Below are 20,348 nucleotides of genomic sequence, written 5' to 3' on the forward strand. Positions count from 1 at the left end.
GACATGTCCAACGGCATCACTTTCACCCTGGACGGCACCGAAGTCGAGGCACGCAACGGCGAGACGATCTGGCAGGTCGCCACCCGTGTGGGCACCGAGATCCCGCATCTCTGCCACCGCCCGGAGCCGGGCTACCGCCCGGACGGCAACTGCCGCGCCTGCATGGTGGAGATCGAGGGCGAGCGCGTGCTCGCCGCCTCCTGCATCCGCAAGCCCAAGTCCGGCATGACGGTGCGCACCGCGTCGGAGCGGGCCAAGGCGTCGCGCAAGCTGGTCTTCGAACTGCTGCTGGCCGACCAGCCGGAGCGGGAGACTGCGCACGACCCCAACTCCACCTTCTGGAAATGGACCGACAAAGTCGAGATCGCCGGCAGCCGCTTCCCCACCGTGGACCGGCCGACCAAGACCGACGACATGTCGCATCCGGCGATGGCGGTCCAGCTCGACGCCTGCATCCATTGCAACCTGTGCGTCCGCGCCTGCCGCGAGGTTCAGGTCAACGACGTCATCGGCATGGCGGCGCGCGGGCATCTGGAAAAGATCGTCTTCGACTTCGACGACCCGATGGGCCAGTCCACCTGCGTCGCCTGCGGCGAGTGCGTGCAGGCCTGCCCGACCGGCGCCCTGATGCCGGCCACCCTGGTGGACCAGCAGGGCGTCTACACCAACGCGCCCGACCGCGAGGTCGACTCGGTCTGCCCCTATTGCGGCGTCGGTTGCCAGCTGACCTACAAGGTCAAGGACAACAAGATCGTCGCCGTCGATGGCCGCGACGGCCCGTCGAACCAGAACCGCCTGTGCGTCAAGGGCCGCTTCGGCTTCGATTACGCCCATCACGGCGACCGCCTGACCGTGCCGCTGATCCGCAAGGAAGGCGTGTCCAAGCATGACGTCGACATCGATCCGATGAACCCCTTCACCCATTTCCGCGAAGCGACCTGGGACGAAGCGCTGGCGGTGGCGGCCGGGGGCTTGCGCAAGATCCGCGACGAGCGCGGCGGCAATGCGCTGGCCGGCTTCGGGTCGGCAAAGGGGTCGAACGAGGAAGCCTACCTGTTCCAGAAGCTGGTCCGCACTGGCTTCGGCACCAACAACGTCGACCATTGCACGCGTCTCTGCCACGCTTCGTCTGTGGCGGCGCTGATCGAGGGCGTCGGGTCGGGAGCGGTGTCGGCGCCCTTCATGGCGGCGGAGGACGCCGAGGTCATCGTCATCATCGGCGCCAACCCGACGGAGAACCATCCCGTCGCCGCGACCTTCTTCAAGAACGCGGCGGAGCGCGGGGCGAAGCTGATCGTCATGGATCCGCGCGGGCTCGCCATGGCGCGCCACGCCACGCACATGCTGCAGTTCACACCGGGCCGCGACGTGTCGATGCTGAATGCCATCCTCCACACCATCATCGCGGAGGGGCTGTACGACCGCCAATATGTCCAGGCCAACACCGAGGATTTCGAGGCGCTGGCCGAGACGGTCAAGGATTACCCGCCGGAGGAGATGGAGAAGGTCTGCGGCATCCCTGCCGCGACCCTGCGCACGGTGGCGCGGCTGTTCGCCCGGTCCAAGGCGTCGATCATCTTCTGGGGCATGGGCGTGTCGCAGCACATCCACGGCACCGACAACAGCCGATGCCTGATCGCGCTGTCGCTCGTCACCGGCCAGATCGGCCGCCCCGGCACCGGCCTGCACCCGCTGCGCGGCCAGAACAACGTCCAGGGCGCCTCCGACGCCGGCCTGATCCCGATGTTCTACCCCGACTACAAGTCGGTCGAGGATCCGGAGGTCCAGTCCTTCTACGAGAACTACTGGGGCACCAAGCTGGACGGCAAGCGCGGCCTGACCGTGGTCGAGATCATGGACGCCATCCATGACGGCCGGATCAAGGGGCTCTACATCGAGGGCGAGAACCCGGCGATGTCCGACCCCGACGTGACCCACGCCCGCGAGGCGCTGGGCATGCTGGACCATCTGGTGGTGCAGGACATCTTCCTGACCGAGACGGCGAAATACGCCGACGTGGTGCTTCCGGCTTCGGCCTGGCCGGAGAAGGACGGCACCGTCATCAACACCAACCGTCAGGTCCAGATGGGCCGCGCGGCGGTGCCGATGCCGGGTGAAGCCCGCCAGGATCTGTGGATCATCCAGGACATGGCGCGCGGTCTCGGCCTGAACTGGAACTACACCCATGTGTCGGAGGTGTTCGCGGAGATGGTCGGCGCCATGCCGTCGCTCGCCAACATCACCTGGGAGCGGGTGGAGCGCGAAGGCTCCGTCACCTATCCGGTCGACGGCCCCGACGAGCCCGGCCACGACATCGTCTTCGGCAACGGCTTCCCGACCAAGTCCGGCCGCGGGCGCTTCGTGCCGGCGCGGCCGATCAATCCGGCGGAGACGCCGGACCTCGACTACCCGCTGGTGCTCACCACCGGGCGTCAGCTGGAGCACTGGCACACCGGGTCGATGACCCGGCGGTCGAGCGTTCTGGATGCGGTGGAGCCGGAGGCGGTCGCCTATGTCTCTCCGCACGACCTCACCCGCGCCGGGATGAGGAGCGGCGACTACATGCTGGTGTCGAGCCGCCGCGGCACGATCAGGCTGAAGGCGCGCATCGACGACCGCATGCCGGTGGGCTTGGTCTTCATTCCTTTCGCCTACGCGGAAGCCGCGGCGAATGTGTTGACCAACCCGCAGCTCGACCCGTTCGGCAAGATCCCGGAGTTCAAATACTGCGCGATCAAGATCGAACGGGCTCAGGTTGCCGAGGCGGCGGAGTAGCCGTCGGCAACCCGGCCACGCCGGCGGCGCCCGTTGAGGCCGCCTGCGGGTCGATGCCGGCGGTCCGCTGCCCGCCGCACAGTGCGCCGCGGAAGCCGAGATAGTCGGGCGACAGGGCCATCAGGGCCGGGATGTCTGCGACCCGCAGCGACCCGGCCAGCCCGGTCAGCAGCCGGTGCGCCCGTGCGCAGCACACGAAAGAGCCCAATTGGTCATCCTGCCAATGGTGGCGCAGGCCTTGGCGCTTGCCGGCGGTGTCCAGCATCACCCCGCGAAAGCCGGCGGCGGCCAGCCTGTCGATCGGCAGGCAGCAGGGATCGCCGGGCCACAGGTCGGCGAAGAGCACGGCGATCAGCTTTGCTCCCTCCGCCGCCAGTGGCGCCAGCGCATCGATGCAGCGGTCGGGCGCGCCATCGGGTGCGAAGCCGATCTTGACGAAATCCACGCCGGTGCCGGCGATCCGGCGTGCCGCCGGCACCACGGCGTCGGGCCGCATCGGCTGGTCGCCGATGGTGGCGCTCAGCCGTGGCCGCCGGGGCATGTTCGCCATGTCCTGAACCACCAAGGCGATATCCTCCGGATCCCAGGCGCCGAGCGCTCCGGCGCCGGGATCCTTCAGGTCGAGGATGTCGGGTCCCGCTGGCAGGACCAGGGAGATTTCCGCCGCGTCCGCGACGCTGGCCAGCCATCCGGTCATGTGTCCTCCCCCGCGTGGTGAGCGGCGATGCGGGCCATCAGCCAATCCCAGGCTTCCAGCTCATGCGGGCCGGCGGTCTTGCCGATGGCGATGGACAGATAGTCGGCCTCCCGCGCGATCTTGTCCATGGGCAGCATGTGCAGCCGGCTGACCAGGATCGCCGCCTCGATCACCGCCGCCTGCGCCCGGTTGAAGCCGCGGAAGCGGGCGTGCGTCGCAACATGGATGGCGCGGCAGTGGAAGCGTGGGCGAACCGGGTCGTCCTCCACCTGCACGACGGTGATTTCCTCGTGCGACAGGCAGTCGGCCAGACGGGGCGCGTCGATCCGGTCCGCCGGAACGGTTGGCCAGTCGCGGCGGCGTCCGCTGATGCAGCCGGCGAAGACACGCACGTCGTCGGTGTGGTTGACGACGGCACAGCGCCGGGCCAACAGATTGTCCAGCGTCCGTGACGGCCGGAACGGGGCCAGGATGAAGCGCTCGCCCTCGCCGTCCGGCTCCACCGTCACGCCCATCGGCGCCACATGGGCCCCCCCGTCGGCGCCGGTGGTGGTGATGATGGTCTCGCGGATCATGGGCATGGCTCAGCCGCCTCGCTTGGTCGGGCCGACGGCGTGGAAGCCGGTGGGATCGTCCTGTGGTTCGTCCGTCGCGGCCCCCCAGCGCAATTCGCTGTCCTGGGCATAGCGTTTGCCGAGCTGCCACGCGATCTGTGCCCGGGCCAGTTCCACCCCGAGATAGAAGGCATGGCCGGCGTCGATGCCGGGATCCAGCTTCGGAAACAGGTCGAAGGGATCGGAGGCGCGATGGTGGCCGTCGCGGTTGTAGAGATGGATCCCCTCGTCGCTGACCTCCACCCTGTAATTGGGATCGCGAATCTGTGCCGCGGTCTCGGCGATCTGCTCGGCGCTGCGGACGAAGGGCCGGCGGTCGCGCAGGCACAGCAGCCCGGTGCCGAAGCCGCGCGGCATGCTGTGCGCCGCGCGGGCGGCGAAGAACTGGCGCCGCGCCACGTCGAACTCGCGGATGGCGCGCCGGCAATGCGGGCTGACCTGCACCGCCAGGACGTTGCCGATCCGCAGTTCTGAGATCACTCCCATCAGAACGGCGGTGACGCCCGGCGTGTCGGCGTCGGTCAGTTCGGTCACATTGCCGATCCCCATCAGGATCTCCGCATCGGGCCAGCGCTCGCGCACCGTGCGGTAGCGCAGCAGCGAATCGGTGAAGCCATGGTGGATCGGCTCCAGGATCGGATCGACCAGGAAACGCCGCCCGCGCCGGTTCATGGCGTCGACGGCGCGTCCCAGGCTGTCGAGGTCCTGCGGCGCCGTCGGGATCAGCACCGGGACGGCCTCCCCCTCGTCGACGAGATGGATCGTCTCCTCGGTCAGGCTGAGCAGATAGTCCGCGCCGGCCCGGGTGGCGCGACACAGCTCGTCCGCATTCAGGGAATCGACGCTGACGCTGAAGCCGGCATCCTGCAGGGCGCCGATCGCCTCCTCCAGATGGGGAAAGGGGGTATCGGGCAAACAGCCGAGGTCGATGACGTCGGCGCCGTCCCGGCGGAGCTCCGCCGCCTTGGCGAGGATGGCGGCGGTGTCGCGCGATGGCGCATCCACGATCTCGGCGAAGATGCGGGTGTCGTGGCGGCTGAGATCGAGGGGGCGGGCCTGTCGTTGGAAATACTGCGGCAGATCCTCAAGCTCGTCGGGGCCGCGCTCGACGGCCGTGCCGAAATGGGCGGCGAGAATGTCGAGATCGCCGCGGAAGCGGCCCGGCAGCAGGATCAGGTCGGCGCCATGTGCGGAGTCCAGCCGCCGCAGCACGATCTCGGTGGTGGCGAGTGCCGCGACCTTGACGCCGAGGTTGACGATGGTCGCCTCGAAGGGCAGGGGGGCCAGCGAGTGCAGAACCTGCTGCAGTCGGTTCTCCGCCAGGGAGCCGGTCAGGAACAGGATGTGCCGGGCCATGCCGCCTCCCGTTCCCGCTCGACCCAAATCCTGCCTGTCAGCCCGGTCATTGCACCGGGTCCCTTGCACCGGTGAGCACCACCCCGACGCCGGCCGCCTGCGGGACGATTTCCAGCTTTTCCACCTGCACCCGGGCGAAGACCGCCTGCGGCGGCGACAGGCACAGCGCCAGCAGCTTTTCGGCCAGGACCTCCAGAAGCTGGATGTGGGGGCTCCGCGTGAAGGCCTCGACCCCCTGGATCAGGTATTCGTAGGAGACGACGGCGTCGAGGTCGTCGACGAAGGGCCGGTTCGGCACCTCGACGGTGACGGTCAGGCTGACGCGCACGCGCTGGGTCCGGGTCTTCTCGTGATCCCAGACGCCGATGCGGAACTCGCCGACATAATCGCGCAGCACCAGATCGTACCGGCGCATCACCGCGGCGGTGCGCGGCGGCGGTGGCCGCAGGACATTCATGATGCTGCTGTAGCCGCTCTGGGACTCGTCCGGCATCTCTCGGTCCTCCCCGCCGCCTGTCCGGCGGTCGTTTGTTGCGGCGGCCGTCCGTCGGACGGTCCATGCCCGCTCAGCGTTTTCCCGGCGCATGCTCCGCCAGCCGATGGTCGACCAGCCAGCCGACGCCGCGCGACCATGAGGTCTCGTTGTCGCCGCGGATGTCGCCGCGTGCCGTCGTCACCACGCGCCCGGTGGCGACATCCTCGACGACCAGCCCGATCCACAGGATCAGGCTGCTGACCTTGCGGACGATGCCGTAGACGACCAGATCGGCACCGGCGGCCCGCGCGATGTCCAGTTCGCAGCCGTTGCATGAGTGGATCGCCGTCCCCGGCGGCACCAGCCTCGCCGTCAGCTGCGCCGTGGCGGCATCGTCGATCACATCATAACCCTTGGCGTCCAAGGCATGCCGCAGCTCCGCGCTGACCCGCTTCAACCGTTCCGCATGATCCGCGGCTGGGGGCTCGCCGCTGCTGTCCTCCAGTTCGAGGTCCAGGACCAGCGTCCGTGCCGATGCGGGGGCTGCCGCCGCGAATGCCGCCAGAACCAGTGTCACCAGTGCGATGATAGCGGCTCCGTTCCACCTCCCCACATGATCCATCGGGCATCCCCTTTTGCGCACCGGTTCCGATTGCGTCCAATCGTTGGCGAGGCCATCATTCTTGCCATGCAACGATATTCCTCCACCCTCGGAACCGCCCTCGCCGCGGTTTTCGCCACAACCGTGTTCGTCGGGTTGCCTGCCGCCGGCCGGGCGCAGGACCCGAAGAATCCCGATTGGCCCTGTCAGCAGATCCTGGTCCCGACCCTGTCGCCGGCGTCCATCTGGGACGGTCCGTCGGTCGATGGGTTGGGGGACGAATGGCAGCGTGACCCGGCGGTCGCCACCCTGGTGCGGCGCGCGTCCGACGACAGCGTCGACCCTGCCACCCTGGAACCGGAGGCCGAGGCGCTGGCCAGACCGGAGAAGCAGGGGGCTTCGCCGGAACGGGACCATCGGATCGCCCTGGCTTTCGCCGGCACCTTCCAGACGCTGGACCGCCGGCGCAGCGCCGCCATCGCATCCATCGAGCGCTATGCCCAGCACCAGCGGGCCTTGCGCGAGCGCATCGCGGCGGCCTTGCGCGATCTCGATACCGTGTCGGGCGATCCGGCCCGGGCAAAGGAGATCAAGGATGCCATCGCCTGGGACCGCCGCATTCTCGACGACCGCCGGCGGGCGCAGGGCGCGGTGTGCGAGCAGCCGGCCTTGATCGAACAACGGCTCGGCCAGATCGCCCGGATGCTGTCGGCGCTGCTGTCCTGAGCCCATCGCTCAGTTCGCCACCTTGGATGTCGGCTGGGAGTCGGACTGGGGTTCCGGTTCGATGGTGACCAGTTCGTGCCCCGCGGCCTTCCAGCCTTCGGTGCCGGCCGGATACCATTTGACCGCCTCATATCCCAGGGCCACCGCGCGCTTGGCCGCATTCCAGCTCATCCAGCAGTTCGGCTGGCAGAACACCACCAGCGGGCGCTTGCGGTCGCCTGCGGTCAACTTTTCGAGACTCGTGCGAAAATAGGCCTCCTGCTCCGCCGACGGCGCGCCATAGCCGACATTGGGCAGCCAGTGCGCGCCGGGCAGGCTGCGATGCGGCGGCGGCACCCACCGGCTCTCCGATGTCAGGCCTTCGGGCTTCGGCGGTGTCGGCAGAACGTCGATCAGGATGGCGCCGTCCTGCGCCAGCCGTTCGACCTCCGCCGGACCCACCGTTTCGGCGCCGCGCAGACCGGGCGGTGTCGGGCCCCGGTAGTCGGCCATGCGATAGCCGTCGGGTTCCGCCACCTCCGCCCGGATGGTGCCGTCGGCATTGACGAGCGGGACATGGTATTCGGCCAGGATGCGGTCGATGTCGCTCTGGCGGCGGACAATGAAATTGTTCAGCCAGTGCCGCCAGTCCGGCTCATCCGGGCGGATGCCCATGGAGATCATGTATTGGAAGGGCGTGGTTCCCGGCTCGTCCATCAGCGGCACGACCGCCATCGGCACCTGTTGCCGGGCGGCGAAATAGCCGGCGATGGGACCCCAGACGATGGCCGCGTCGGTACGCGCCTCCGCGACGTCTTCCACCGCCCGCTGGGCCGGGTGGTGGGCGCGCGTGTCGGTGTCGAGCTGGTAGGGCTCCAGGTTGGTCAGCCCGTGGCGCAGCATCACGGTGGATGGAGGCGTGCGGGCGACGATACCGATCCGCGCCCCTTGCAAGGACGGATCGGCCAGGGTCCTGGCGGTGATCCCGGAATCCTTCCGGTAGATCAGCGCATAGGTGGATCGATAATAGGGATTGGTATTCTGCATCAGCTCTTCGCCGACCGCGGTCCCCATCACCAGATCGCATTGGCGGGTGCGCAGCGTGTTGCGGACGAAGCCGATGGTCTGCGGCCACCATGTGAAGGCCAGCTTCACCTTCAGATCGTCGGCGATCAGCTGGGCGATGCGATTCTCAAACCCCTCGCCATGGTCGTTGGAGAAGGGCAGCAGATTGGCATCCGCGCAGACGCGCAGCACGTCGGTGGGAATGCCCTCCGCCTGCCCCGATGCCGCCCGGGCGGGCACGGCCGCCGCGCAGAGCGCGACGGCCAGCAGCAGGGCACGGGAAGGAAAAGCGGGCAGGCGGGTCATGCCGGGCTCACGATGCCGACTTGATCCGCTCGGGCCGGCCACGGCCAAGCTTGTCGTCGGACCGGGCCTTGAGATAGCGGTAGATGTCGGCGAGGTTCAGCATCACGTTCGGGTCGGACCCGAAGGTCGGCATCACCTTGTCGCCGGTGGCGCCCATATTGGTGCGGCCGTTGGTCACCACGTCGGTGAACTGCCAATAGTCCATCCGCTTGAGTGAATCGACCAGTGACGGCGCGAAGGAAGAGCCGAGCCCGTCCGGTCCATGGCAGACATGGCAGGAGGAGGCGTAGCGCCGATAACCGTTGTAGGTCCCTTTATCCACCTTGCCGTCCTTGACCATGTAGAGCGGCACGCCCTGGTCATCCATCAGCTCTTCCGGATTGGCGGCCTTCGCCTCTTGTGTCGATTTTCCGTCCGGCGATGCCTGGCTCTGGGTTGGCTTCTGTGCGGCATCCTGCTGGCCGAACGCGGTACCGAGGGTCAGGGTCGCGGTGAACCCGACGGCGGCGCACAGCCCGATCAGGTATTTGGGCATCTTGCTCATTCTCCCCACTGCCTTCATGCATAGGCACCATCAGCTTGGAAAAGGGCGGGCTCCGGCCCTCGAGGAAACCGGCGCCCGCCTGTGCATCACTGCCTGTTCATCTCTGCCGGCACATCACTGGTTGTCGGGCAGCGCGAAGACGGTCAGCGTGCCGCCCAGCTGGGTGTATTCGCCCAGCGCCTTGTGTGCGCCGACCGCGCCCAGGCCTTCCTGCTCGCCGGTCAGTCCGGCCGCCAGACCGATGCCGGCCCAGCCGCCGACGCCCGACAGCACGGCGATATACTGCTTGCCCTTGTGCATGTAGGTGTTGACGTTGCCGATGATGCCGGACGAGGTCTTGAAGTTGTACAGGTCCTTGCCGTCTTTCAGGTCGAACGCCTTCAGATAGCCTTCCAGAGTCCCGTAGAAGCCAACGCCGCCCTTGGTCGACAGGGCGCCGCTCCACACTGCGAAGCGCTCGGGCTTCGACCAGACGATCTTGCCGGCCGACGGATCCCAGGCGATGAAATTGCCCATGCCGCCATGCGAATTCGGAGCCGGATACATGCTGAGCGTCGCGCCGACATAGGGCTGTCCGGCGGAATACTCGACCTTGAACGGCTCGTAATCCATGCAGATGTGGTTGGTCGGCACATAGATAAGGCCGCTGTCCGGCGAGTAGGACGCCGGCTGCTGGTCCTTGGATCCCAGCGCCGCCGGGCAGATGCCGGTGGTGTTGTGATCCTCGCCCTGGGCGAAGGTGCTGTATTTGTCGTTCACCTTCGGCCTGCCGGTCTTCATGTCGATCTCGCTCGCCCAGTTGACGGACGGATCGTACTTCTGCGCGACCAGCAGTTCGCCGTTGGTACGGTCGATGGTGTAGGCAAAGCCGTTGCGGTCGAAGTTGATCAGGGCCTTGCGCTTGGCTCCCCCGATGGTGACATCGGCCAGGATGTTCTCGTTGACGCCGTCATAGTCCCATTCGTCGAAGGGCGTCTTCTGGAACACCCATTTCGCCTGCCCGGTGTCGGCATCGCGGGCGAAGATGGTCATCGACCATTTGTTGTCGCTCTTGGCCCGTTCCTTGTCGACGGCGCGTTGCGTCGGGTTCCAGGTTCCCGGGTTGCCGGTGCCGTAATAGATCAGGTTCAGTTCGGGATCGTAGGTGTACCAGCCCCAGGTGGTGCCGCCGCCGATCTTCCACTGGTCCGCCGGCCAGGTCTTGACGCCCAGGTCAGGTTCGCCGATCGGCTTGCCGAGCATCATCGTCTTCTGCGGGTCGATCATCACGTCCTTGTCGGGACCGGTCGAATAGGCCCGCCACACCATCTTGCCGGTGTTGATGTCGTATGCCGTCAGATGGCCGCGCACGCCGAACTCGCCGCCGCTGATGCCGACATAGACCTTGTCCTTCACCACCAGCGGGGCGGCGGTCAGCGTCTCGCCCTTGGTGGCGTCGCCGTTCTTGGCCGACCACAGAACCTTGCCGGTTTCGGTGTCCAGCGCCACCAGCGTGTTGTCGGCCTGTCCCAGGAACAGCTTGTTGCCGGCCACCGCGACGCCGCGGGTGACGGTGTCGCAGCACATCACCGGGATGACGGATGAATCCTGCTTGGGCTCATACTTCCACTTGATGCGGCCGTTGTCGTTGAGGTCGAGCGCGTAGACGATGTTGGGGAACGGCGTGGAGATGTACATCGTGTCGCCGACGACGATGGGACCGCCTTCGTGACCGCGGAGCACACCGGTCGAGAACTGCCACACCGGCCGCAGGTTCTTCACATTGCTGGGGGTGATCTGGTCGAGCGTGCTGTAACGCTGGCCGGCATAGTTGCCGAGCTGCAACGCCCAGTTGGCCGGATCCTTCTGGTTCTTCATGATGTCGTCGTTGGCGAAAGCGCCGGTGGCGACTGTGATGGTGGCCGCCTGGATCGCGGCGGTGACGAGCAGACAGCGCACAAAGGGGTTCATATGTTTCCTCCCGTTTTTTGGCGGTTGTCCCAGGGACTGTGCGGCGGCAGGCGGCTGCTTTGGTAAAATGCGGTCTTTGAGAGGGCGTTCTCCCTCGACGATCGATGCGTGACGTAGGCCGGGAGCGTCGGGCGAATGGATCACCGACGCTCCGCATTCAAACTGCTGCGGCATCGCAGGCGCGCCGGTCGAAAATGCCGGATCACGACCGTTGGCGGGGTTCTAAACTGCCCCGCACTATGTTGGCGACGCTGACATTCAGTGTGCTTAAACAAAGATAGGCTGTGAAGATTATTTTCCGCTACCGTTCGAAAGTTTTTGGAAGAAGCGAAATAACGGAAGGGACGGCGCAGAAGCGTTACCCAATTGGTGGGAGCGGCAGAGCTTCAGCTCGCAGTATCAGGTCTGTTCGGCCGGCCCACCCCGCCGCGCCCAGAAGCCGCGCCCGGGATCGTAGGCCAGAACGGCCGCTCCCAGGAACAGCGCCAGACAGCCGGTCACCCACAGCAGCGCCGTCACGTCGACTCGGAGATACAGGCTGAAGCGGATCAGTTCGACCGCCTGGGTGAAGGGGTTCCAGGCGGCGATCTGGTACAGCGTCGGACTGCCCTCCTTGATGCGCCAGAGCGGATAGAGGGCGGAGGAGGCGAAGAACATCGGGAAGATCACGAAATTCATCACCCCGGCGAAATTCTCCAGCTGTTTGACGAAGGATGACAGCAGCAGGCCGAGCGCTCCCAGCATCAGCCCGCTGAGCAGCAGTGCCGGCAAGGCCGCGAGATAGCCCAGCGGCGGCGGCTCCACCCCCCACAGCCATGCGATGCCGAGAAAAACATAGACCTGCGCGATCGACACCGCGACGCCGGCCAGCAGCTTGGCGACCAGCAGGTACCAGCGCGGCAGCGGACTGACCAGCAGCGTCCGCATGCTCCCCATCTCGCGGTCGTAGACCATCGAAAGGGAGTTCTGCATGCCGTTGAACAGCTGGATCATCGCGACGAGGCCGGGCACGACATATTCGTCGTAGAGGATGTAGGTCTCGTAGGGCGGGATGATCGACACGCCCAGCACGGCGCGGAAACCGACGGCGAAGATCGCCAGCCAGACCAGCGGCCGGACCAGTGCGGCGAAGAACCGTTCGCGCTGGTGCAGGAAGCGCAGCCCCTCGCGCACGATGATGCTGCGCAGGCAGTACCAATAGGTGGCGGCGCTCATGTCCGGCGCTCCCCGGTCGTCAATGCGGCGAAGGCGATGGGCAGGGTGGCGGCGCCCGACCCGGCGCAGACCGCGCGCACGCTGCCGGAGGCGCGCAGCCGTCCCTGATGCAGAATGACGACGGAATCCTCGTCCCTCGCCTCGTCCAACAGGTGGGTGGCCCACAGCACCGCCAGCCCCTGCTCGCGACAGAGTGCGCGGACATGGCCAAGGATTTGACGGCGCGATTCGGTGTCCAGACCGACCGTCGGCTCGTCGAGCAGCAGCAGGTTCGGCCGGTGTATCAGGGCGCGGGCGATCTCCACCCGCCGCCGCTGGCCGCCGGACAATGCCCGGACCTTGTCGTCGGCGCGCTCCGCCAGTCCGATGCGGGCCAACTCCTCCCGCGCACGGGCTTCGCAGTCGGATGGCGCCATTCCATGCAGGCCGCCATGGTAGCGCAGGTTCTGACGGACGGTCAGGTCGAGGTCGAGCGTCGGCTGCTGGAACACCACGCCGATCCGCTCCAGTGCGCGGGTCGGCTGGCGCCGCAGGTCGAATCCGAAGATGCGGATGGCGCCGGTGCGGTTGGAATAGAGCCGGGTGATCAGGGAGAACAGCGTGGTCTTTCCCGCCCCATTCAGACCGAGCAGCATGGTGAAGCCACCCGACTGCACGGCGAAGGACACGTGGTCCAGCGCCACCCGCTTGCCGAAGCTGTGGCTCAGCTCCTCCACGGCCAAGGCGGGAGGGCCGTGGATCGCGGGAATCGATGGAGGGTCCGCAGGCATCACGGCTTCGTACATCCAGTCTTCCCCCAGGCGGGTACCCTGCTCCGGACCCAAGCAGCGATCCCTTGGCGGCATCGGGCGGGCGGCACGGGCCGTTGTTCGGAAGGGTCATTGCAAAGATGGCTGCTGCGCATGATTGTTGGGATTGCAAATGAATGTTCAAGATGCTTTCGCAGGGGGAGCGGAGCTTGACCGCGACGGCAGTCCCGGAATTCGTGGTGGTGTCGTTGTCGGCGCGGGCACTGGTGGCAAGCGCCTGCCGCGGCGGGCGGAGCGTCGCTGCCCTGGACCTGTTCGCCGATACCGATACAGCCGCCATGGCCGATCCTTGCCGGACCCTGCCGTCACGGCAGCTGCGTATTCCCGCTGCGGCATTGCGGCGGGCGCTGGCCGCGCCGGATCTGTCCCGGCTGCCGCTGGTCTGTGGCGCCGGGTTTGAGGATCGGCCCGAACTGCTGACGGCACTGGCGCGCAGCCGGCCGGTGATCGGCAATCGGGCGGAAACGGTGGCGCGGCTGAAGGACCCGTTCGCCTTCGCAGACCTGCTTGCCGGCCTCGGCATTCCGCATCCGGAGGTCGCCACGGCGCCGCCGGCCGATGCCGGGGGCTGGCTGATGAAGCGTGCGGGCGCCAGCGGTGGCGCTCACATCCGGCCGGCCTCCTCGCGATTGACGGCCGGCCATTATGCTCAGCGCCGCAGCGCCGGGCGTCCGGTGTCCCTGCTGTTCCTGGCCGATGGCCGCCGTGTGCTGCCAATCGGATTCAGCCGGCAATGGGTGGCGCCGGCTCCCGGCCAACCCTACCGCTATGGCGGGGCGGTCGGCCCCATGCCGGCTTCCGGCGGGACCGCCGGGGCGATGATCGATGCGGTGTCGCGGATCGCCGCCGCGGTGGGGCTGGTCGGGCTCAACAGCGCCGATTTCCTGGCGGGACCGGCCGGCTGGTGCCTGCTGGAGATCAATCCGCGGCCGGGTGCGACGCTCGACCTGTTCGACCGGCCGCCGATGCCCAGCCTGTTCAGCCTGCATCTGGCCGCCTGCGCTGGGACGTTGCCTTCGGGGTTGCCGCCGCTCACCGGCTGCCGCGCCGCCCTGGTGGTCTACAGCGCCGCGCCGATCCTGCTTCAGGATGGCTTGTGCTGGCCGGATTGGACCGCCGACCGTCCGCGCACGCCCGCGCGCATTCCTGCGGGCTCTCCGCTTTGTACCGTGATTGCAGATGGACCCGATATGAAGAAAGCCCGCCGCCTTGCCGGCCGGCGTGCGCGTGAGCTGTATATGCACCATGCTTTGGCGGAGGCAGCATGACCGATGTGGTCGCTTTGTTCACCGACGGGGCCGACTGGCATGCGGCGCGGCTGGAGCGGGCGATCACACGCCGGGGAGTCGAATGCCGGCGCGTGCCGCTGAACGGCTGTGGCTTCGCCGTCGGACGGACCGAGACGGGGCTTCTGCTGCCGGGGTTCGGCGATACGCTGCCGTCCGGTGCCTTCGTGCGCGTGGTCGGGCAGGGCAGTTTCGAACAGGTGACCCTGCGGCTGGGGGTGCTCCATGCGCTGGATCGTCTGGGGGTGCCGGTCTACAATACGGCGCGCGCCATCGAGCGCTGTGTGGACAAGAGCACCACCAGCTTCCTGCTGGCCCATGCCGGCCTGCCGACGCCACCGTCCGTGGCCGTCCAGTCCGCCGAACTGGCCCGCGCCGCGGTGGCCGACTTGCCGGATTGCGTGTTGAAGCCGCTGTTCGGCGCCCAAGGGCGCGGTCTGCGCCGCCTGTCGCGGCCGGACGAGGTGCCGGAGCCCGAAGCCGTCGCCGGCGTCTATTACCTGCAGCCCTTCGTGCCGCCGCGCCGGGAGGGCGAATGGCGCGACTGCCGGGTCTTCGTGGTGGGCGGCGTTGCGGTGGCGGCGATGATCCGCCATGGCCGCAGCTGGATCACGAATGTCCATCAGGGTGCAAGCTGCGAGGCGTTGATCCCCGAAGGTGCCGTCGCCGATCTGGCGGTGCGGGCCGCCGCCGCGGTCGGCGCGGACTATGCCGGCGTCGATCTCATTCCCGCTCCCGGCGACGAAAACCGCTGGCTGGTGCTGGAAGTCAACTCGATGCCCGCTTGGCAGGGATTGCAGTCGGTCAGCAAAATCGACATCGCCGATGCGCTTGCCGCGGATTTCCTTCGCCGGGTCGATGCCGCCGTGCCGGGAGGGCCGCGATGACCGCACGCATGCTCCGCCTCTTTCCCGGCGCACCGGAGGAAATCGCGCTTCCCGGCGCCTATCTCGCCCACCGTCTGCATGAGCGGGGGAGTGCCGATGCTCCCTTCGTCTATGCCAGCTTCGTCGGCAGTCTGGACGGACGCATCGCGTTGCACGATCCCGTCACCGGGGAGAGTCGGCTGCCGGCCGGGCTGGTCAGCGGCAACGACTTCCGGCTGTTCCTCGAACTTCAGGCACAGGCGGATTGTCTCGTCACCCATGGCGGCTATCTGCGCGACCTCGCGGCCGGGCGGCTGGACGATGTTCTGCAGGTCGGTGTGCAGGAGGCGACGCGGGAGCTTGCGCAGTGGCGCGGGGACAACGGCCTGCCGCCGCAGCCGGCCGTGGTCGTCGCCAGTGCCAGCCTGGAGTTCCCGATGCCGGACTCGCCGGCGCGCCATGGTCAGCGCGTAATCATCGCCACCGGTGCCGGGGCGCCGCCCGACCGGGTCGCCAACTGGCGCGCCGCCGGTTACGAGGTGCTGGTTGCTGGAGCGGGAATGTCGGTGGACGGTGGGCCATTGGTCCGCGAACTGGGCAGCATGGGCTTCCGCAGCCTCTATCTGCTGACGGGACCGCGGATGCTCGACACCATGTTGCGGGACGGCAGGCTTTCGCGGCTGTATCTCACCATCGCGCATCGCCTGCTCGGTGGAGAGAGTTTTCACAGCATGCTGTCAGGCCCGGAGTTGGGCGATGCCGGCCGGCTGCGGCTCTGCGCGTTGCATTATGATGCGAGCGCACCTGACGGCACCGGGCAGTTCTTCGCCCATTTCGAGCCGCGGCCGGCCTGAGTGGAACATCATGAGTGGAAAGCGTGGACGGATGTTTGAGGGAAGGGTCACCCTTGCCAATTGGATGCGCCGGTTACAAACCGGCGCAGGCGTAGGCGTTGATCTCGGTCCCGACCGAAATCTCGACAATCGTCGGCTTGCGCCAAGTCTTCATGTCTGCTTCCTCCGCTGAAATGGGCGATCAGGCAGGATTGCCGGGTGGAGCCCACTAGGAAATTGTACCCGTGCCGCCATGGAGCGACCATAACCCCAACGGATAGTGTCGTGAGAATTATGGCTAGTTCTTTGTGCGGCGCGAAATGGTCGTTGCGCGGTTCCTTCATTGGAACTGGAATAATTCTATGAAATAGCCGCTGATCTGGCACGATGTTGAAAGAGTTGTGGAGTTTCGTAAAATCCCGTGGGGTTCGGCCTGGACCGCTTGACGTGAGATCCGCCAGCTATGGCGATCGCAAAAATGTCCAGTGAACTGAAGGTATTCCGTCCTTTCCTGCCGATCGGCAGGGCGCGGCATGAATCCGTCCGCCGGAGTCCACCCTATCGCTCGGATCGAGGGCGATTGGCTGACATCGCTCGACCGTGGCCGGAAAATGCGGCCGACCCTGCAACAGCACCGGAAGGGCGGCGACCGCATCACGGCCGCCGCCATCCGGTTGGGCGCTATCGGCCTTTAGCCGGCGGCGAACGGATGCTTTGCCGAATCCTTCTGGTTCAGCAGATCCTTGAGGGTCGGGAATCCCGACACCGCGCGTTCGATCGCTTCCTTGGTGGCGCGGTAATTGTAATCCTGGATCTTGGCGTTGTCCTTGGCCTCCCAATGGATGAAGACACCGACGCAGATGAAGATGTTGTCGATCTCGTCCTGCGGGATGGTTCCTGCGGCGACGCAGTCGGCGACCGCTTTGGCGACGCCGTGCTGGGCCGGGCCGAACATCTGCACCGCCTGCTCCGCGCCCTTGATCGTCACCTTGTTGAACAGGATGGTCGAGGGCTTGCATTGCAGATTGGGGGCGATGACCGCCAGAAGGCTGGTGAAGCCGTCCTTGTTGTTGGTCAGCGCATTGCAGAAGGCGGTTTCGGCGGCACTGCCGCGCGGCCCCATGATCAGGTCGATATGCGCGACCTCATTGCCGTCGCCGACCAGCGATTCGCCCACCAGCACACGATTGATTTTCGGGGATGACCCCTGCCACATGCCCATCGCCGCTTTCTCCCATGCATTTTGAAATCATTGGAGGACCGCCGCAGGTCATGCGGGGCACGCCGGCCACACGGATCCAGCATGACTGTTCACTGGATACCTGCGGGCACGGCGTCGGTCACGGCAGCCATTATGGCATCTTGTTTGTTTTGCTAACAAACTCTCAAAAGAGGTTCGGAGTAACTTGAAATCGCAGCCGCCGCCTTCCCGCTTCGCTGGTCCTGACCGGGATGGCACGGCCTTTCGGACAGTGCTACCCCATCTTCGGTGGCAGCGGCCGCGATCACGTCACGAAGCCGGGCGAGAGGTGCCGGCTATTGCTCGTCCTTCTTGTCATCCGATTGGCCCGAGCCGCCCTGGGTGACCGGATGCCCGCTGATCGTCCCCTGACGCTCCTTCAGCAGGGAATCGTCTGGCAGCTTTCCGGTCGGCGAGGTGGTGCCTTCGGTCGAGGAGCCGGAACTGCCCTGCGACACCGGCGCACCACCGATGGCGCCCTGGCGCTTGCCGGGCAGGGAGTCGGGCGGCAGCTGTCCGCTGGTCCCGGCCGGAGCGTTCTGGGTGGTGGTGCCAGTGGAGTTGTCGTTCGAGTTGCTGCCGGTCTGGGCCGAAGCGGGCATTGCGGCAATGGCGAGGCCGGCAGCCAACGCAAGGCCGGTCAGGGGCAGGGTCGTGAAGTGCTTCATCGCATGTCTCCGGGAATGGACGGTTCCGGCACGGCGGATCAGGACCCGTAGGTCCCTGCCGCGCGCCGCGTCGGGCCGTCGGCCAAGGTCGCCGACGCACCCGGCCATCCCCCATCAACCGGGCGTTCCGGTTCCGGGTTCCGTCAGCTCACGGCTTGACAACGATGCCCCAGGGCGCGCCGCCGACCGGAATGCTCTTGATCACCTTGTTGCGCTCCAGGTCTATCACCGACAGGTCGTTGCTGATGCCGTTGGTGGTGTAGAGCCGCTTCTCGTCGGGGGAGAAGGCGAGGTTCCAGACACGCTGCCCGACCAGGAAATAGCGTTTCACCTCGAAGCTGCCGGTGTCGATCTCGGCGATCCGGTTGGCCGGTCCCAGCGCCACGAAGGCGCGCTTGCCGTCCTTGGTCATCTGGATGCCCACCGCCTGGATGGCTTCGCGCCGGACGCCGGTGACCTCGAACTTGATCTTCTTGATCACCTTGAGCGCCGCCGGATCGATCACGCTGACCGTGCCGCCGATCTCGCTCGACACCCAAACCTGTTTGCCGTCGTCGGTGAAACGGGCGACGCGCGGCCGGCTGTCCACCAGCACATTGCCGATGACGTTGTGTTTCTCCGTGTCGATGAAGTGCGCCATGTTGGTGGTTTCGGAGGTGTTGACCAGGATCTTGCCGTCCGGGCTGATCCCCATTCCCTCCGGCTCGACGCCGACCTGGATGTTGCCGATGGCCTTCCGGTCGGCGACGTCGATGACCGTCACCATGTTGTCGTTCTCGTTGGCGACATAGAGCTTCTTGCCGTCCGGAGACAGCACGAACAGCTCCGGATCCGGCCCGGAGGGCAGGGTGTGGACGACCTTGCCGCTGGCGATGTCCACCACGTCGATGCGATTGTCGTCGCCGACACAGACAAAGAGCTGCGTCCCATCGGCGCTCAGCGTGATGCCACGTGGTCGGCGGCCGACCTTGATCTTGTTCTTGATTTGCAGGCTGTCGCCGTCGACCACGGCGATCTGGTTGTCCTTCTCGTTGGACACGAAGATGGTTTCGGCGAACACGGGCTCGGCCAACATGACCGGACCGGCGAGAAGAAGCAGGGTGTAGGACAGCAGGAATCGCATGGAGTGGCCCGCCCTATCGGTTGAGACGGCATTTGCTTTCCGGCGCATCGTCGCCGAGCGTATCGAGAGGTGTCACGGGGTGCAGAAATCCCTCCTGTGGTGACACCGAAACCAGCATCCGCGGCCCGGCGATCAGGATGGGCTGGCGCATCTGCCCGTTCCAGGCGCGGAAGGAGAGGGCCTCGCCCTTGAAGCCGGCCAGTTCGAAATCGGGGCTGTGCAGATAGGCGGTCAGGTCGTCGAAGCTGGTGGCGTTGGTGCGGGCGGCGGCCTCCCCGATGCTGCGCACGGCGAGCCAGGCGGCATAGTCACGTGGCGTCATCCAGCGGCCGGCCAGCTTTTCGAAGCGGTTTTGCAACTGGGTGGCGCCCCACTGCTCGTTCACCCGCGACCAAGCGGTGGCGGTCAGCCCCTGGGTGCCGGCGACCGGGCGCGGATACCAGGTGCGGCCGTCGAGATAGTCGCCGAAATCGCCCGCCTCGTCGGCGACGATCAGCACGTCATAGTCCGGCCCCTGGGTCGCGAGCGGGATGTCCGACTGGATGGTGGTGACGCCCGTGTCGGTGCGCCGGTTTCCGGTGTCGAAGGTCCAGGATTTCTCGTCGGTGATCCGGCCGCCGAAGCGCTTGGCCGCGCGGCGGACGGCCTCGGCATAGAGCGCATCGCCGGGATCGCGGCCGGTCAGCAGGCTCCACCGCGTCCATTTCTTCCAGGCGAGATATTGCGCCAGCGCGTCGGCCAGCATGCGCCGGCTGGGGGCGGTGTGCAGGATGTTGGCCCGGCACTGGTCGTTGCGCAGCGCGTCGTCGGTGGCGCGCGCGTTGAACAACAGCATGGACTTCGCTTCCGGCCGGTCGGCGGCGGCGAGCAGCGCGTCAGCCGGCAGGTCGGCAACGACGAACCGCACCCCTTCGTCGGCCAGCGCCTTCACCCCGGCGGAGATGTCGCCATCCTGCGGCAGCACCTGTTCCACCAGCCGGTAGCTCTGGTTGAGGAACTGGCCCGTGGTGTTGTTGTCGGCCAGCGCCAGCCGTGCGCCCTGAAGCCCCTCGTCGGTGGCGACCGGCTCCAGGAAGCTCAGCGGCGTGCGCGGGTCCTCCTGGCGGGCGAGATAGCCGATCAGCATCACCTTCGTGCCGGCGTCCTGCCGACCGGTCCCCTGGGCCATGGCCGGCGATGCAAGGGCAAGCAAGCCGATGGCCGGCAGAACCACAGCCGCA

At 66.9% G+C, this 20,348-nt stretch carries 20 protein-coding genes; 5 read left to right on the forward strand and 15 right to left on the reverse strand.

From position 1 onward, the window contains the following. Positions 1-3 precede the first annotated feature (3 nt). Positions 4-2,775, forward strand: a complete 2,772-nt coding sequence (gene fdhF / locus ACCD06_RS29875; protein ID WP_109075784.1) for a formate dehydrogenase subunit alpha — start codon at positions 4-6, stop codon at positions 2,773-2,775. Here fdhF and ACCD06_RS29880 read toward each other — a convergent pair. The 5 genes from ACCD06_RS29880 to ACCD06_RS29900 form a co-directional block, all read right to left on the reverse strand. Then, positions 2,735-3,472, reverse strand: a complete 738-nt coding sequence (locus tag ACCD06_RS29880) for a (5-formylfuran-3-yl)methyl phosphate synthase (protein WP_413345653.1) — start codon at positions 3,470-3,472, stop codon at positions 2,735-2,737. The two genes, fdhF and ACCD06_RS29880, sit on opposite strands and share 41 nt — an antisense overlap. Then, positions 3,469-4,053 carry a DUF447 domain-containing protein gene (locus tag ACCD06_RS29885; protein WP_199231986.1) on the reverse strand — a complete coding sequence of 195 codons (585 nt, stop codon included), beginning with the start codon at positions 4,051-4,053 and terminating at the stop codon, positions 3,469-3,471. Before ACCD06_RS29885 ends, ACCD06_RS29880 begins: the two co-directional genes overlap by 4 nt. Positions 4,054-4,056: 3 nt before the next feature. Further along, positions 4,057-5,442: a DUF6513 domain-containing protein gene (locus ACCD06_RS29890; protein ID WP_413345656.1), complete on the reverse strand. Its 1,386-nt coding sequence runs from the start codon at positions 5,440-5,442 to the stop codon at positions 4,057-4,059. 46 nt (positions 5,443-5,488) lie between these two features. Then, entirely contained in the window at positions 5,489-5,935 is a 447-nt protein-coding gene (locus tag ACCD06_RS29895) for a dihydroneopterin aldolase (protein WP_109075781.1), read from the reverse strand. Between the two features lie 73 nt (positions 5,936-6,008). Further along, on the reverse strand, positions 6,009-6,494 hold the full coding sequence (locus tag ACCD06_RS29900) for a DUF3280 domain-containing protein (protein ID WP_413345658.1): 486 nt from the start codon (positions 6,492-6,494) through the stop codon (positions 6,009-6,011). Positions 6,495-6,605: 111 nt separating this feature from the next. Here ACCD06_RS29900 and ACCD06_RS29905 point away from each other — a divergent pair, with 111 nt between their 5' ends. Beyond that, positions 6,606-7,244: a hypothetical protein gene (locus ACCD06_RS29905; protein WP_413345660.1), complete on the forward strand. Its 639-nt coding sequence runs from the start codon at positions 6,606-6,608 to the stop codon at positions 7,242-7,244. A 9-nt stretch (positions 7,245-7,253) separates the two neighbouring features. Here ACCD06_RS29905 and ACCD06_RS29910 read toward each other — a convergent pair whose 3' ends face one another. From ACCD06_RS29910 to ACCD06_RS29930, 5 genes are all read right to left on the reverse strand, one after another. Beyond that, positions 7,254-8,594, reverse strand: coding sequence for a quinoprotein dehydrogenase-associated putative ABC transporter substrate-binding protein (locus ACCD06_RS29910; RefSeq protein ID WP_413345662.1), 1,341 nt, complete (start codon positions 8,592-8,594; stop codon positions 7,254-7,256). 7 nt (positions 8,595-8,601) lie between these two features. Beyond that, complete coding sequence (locus ACCD06_RS29915) at positions 8,602-9,138, reverse strand: c-type cytochrome (RefSeq protein WP_413345664.1); 537 nt, start codon at positions 9,136-9,138, stop codon at positions 8,602-8,604. Positions 9,139-9,252: 114 nt separating this feature from the next. Then, positions 9,253-11,088: a methanol/ethanol family PQQ-dependent dehydrogenase gene (locus tag ACCD06_RS29920; protein ID WP_413345666.1), complete on the reverse strand. Its 1,836-nt coding sequence runs from the start codon at positions 11,086-11,088 to the stop codon at positions 9,253-9,255. A gap of 399 nt (positions 11,089-11,487) precedes the next feature. Next, entirely contained in the window at positions 11,488-12,303 is an 816-nt protein-coding gene (locus ACCD06_RS29925; RefSeq protein ID WP_109075777.1) for an ABC transporter permease, read from the reverse strand. Next, positions 12,300-13,088, reverse strand: coding sequence for an ABC transporter ATP-binding protein (locus ACCD06_RS29930; protein WP_413345668.1), 789 nt, complete (start codon positions 13,086-13,088; stop codon positions 12,300-12,302). Before ACCD06_RS29930 ends, ACCD06_RS29925 begins: the two co-directional genes overlap by 4 nt. Positions 13,089-13,228: 140 nt before the next feature. Between ACCD06_RS29930 and ACCD06_RS29935 the strand changes: the two genes are divergently transcribed. Genes ACCD06_RS29935 through ACCD06_RS29945 form a run of 3 tightly spaced genes read left to right on the forward strand, consistent with a single transcriptional unit; the run spans position 13,229 to position 16,118 of the window. Next, positions 13,229-14,380: an ATP-grasp domain-containing protein gene (locus ACCD06_RS29935; RefSeq protein ID WP_413345670.1), complete on the forward strand. Its 1,152-nt coding sequence runs from the start codon at positions 13,229-13,231 to the stop codon at positions 14,378-14,380. Beyond that, entirely contained in the window at positions 14,377-15,285 is a 909-nt protein-coding gene (locus ACCD06_RS29940) for a RimK family alpha-L-glutamate ligase (protein ID WP_413345672.1), read from the forward strand. Before ACCD06_RS29935 ends, ACCD06_RS29940 begins: the two co-directional genes overlap by 4 nt. Further along, positions 15,282-16,118 (forward strand): RibD family protein, encoded by an 837-nt coding sequence (locus tag ACCD06_RS29945; RefSeq protein ID WP_413345674.1) that lies wholly within the window; start codon positions 15,282-15,284, stop codon positions 16,116-16,118. Before ACCD06_RS29940 ends, ACCD06_RS29945 begins: the two co-directional genes overlap by 4 nt. Positions 16,119-16,191: 73 nt before the next feature. Here the strand turns inward: ACCD06_RS29945 and pqqA are convergent, their stop codons facing one another. From pqqA to ACCD06_RS29970, 5 genes are all read right to left on the reverse strand, one after another. Beyond that, positions 16,192-16,272 carry a pyrroloquinoline quinone precursor peptide PqqA gene (pqqA, locus tag ACCD06_RS29950; RefSeq protein WP_085083035.1) on the reverse strand — a complete coding sequence of 27 codons (81 nt, stop codon included), beginning with the start codon at positions 16,270-16,272 and terminating at the stop codon, positions 16,192-16,194. Between the two features lie 516 nt (positions 16,273-16,788). Continuing rightward, complete coding sequence (gene fae, locus ACCD06_RS29955; protein WP_282183574.1) at positions 16,789-17,319, reverse strand: formaldehyde-activating enzyme; 531 nt, start codon at positions 17,317-17,319, stop codon at positions 16,789-16,791. A gap of 314 nt (positions 17,320-17,633) precedes the next feature. Further along, positions 17,634-18,005 carry a hypothetical protein gene (locus tag ACCD06_RS29960; protein ID WP_413345676.1) on the reverse strand — a complete coding sequence of 124 codons (372 nt, stop codon included), beginning with the start codon at positions 18,003-18,005 and terminating at the stop codon, positions 17,634-17,636. A 148-nt stretch (positions 18,006-18,153) separates the two neighbouring features. Next, positions 18,154-19,128 (reverse strand): PQQ-dependent catabolism-associated beta-propeller protein, encoded by a 975-nt coding sequence (locus tag ACCD06_RS29965; RefSeq protein ID WP_109075771.1) that lies wholly within the window; start codon positions 19,126-19,128, stop codon positions 18,154-18,156. 13 nt (positions 19,129-19,141) lie between these two features. Next, positions 19,142-20,296 carry an ABC transporter substrate-binding protein gene (locus ACCD06_RS29970; protein ID WP_413345678.1) on the reverse strand — a complete coding sequence of 385 codons (1,155 nt, stop codon included), beginning with the start codon at positions 20,294-20,296 and terminating at the stop codon, positions 19,142-19,144. Positions 20,297-20,348 lie beyond the last annotated feature (52 nt).

The organism is Azospirillum sp. CT11-132, assembly GCF_047302835.1.
In the GTDB taxonomy this organism is placed as follows: Bacteria; Pseudomonadota; Alphaproteobacteria; order Azospirillales; family Azospirillaceae; genus Azospirillum.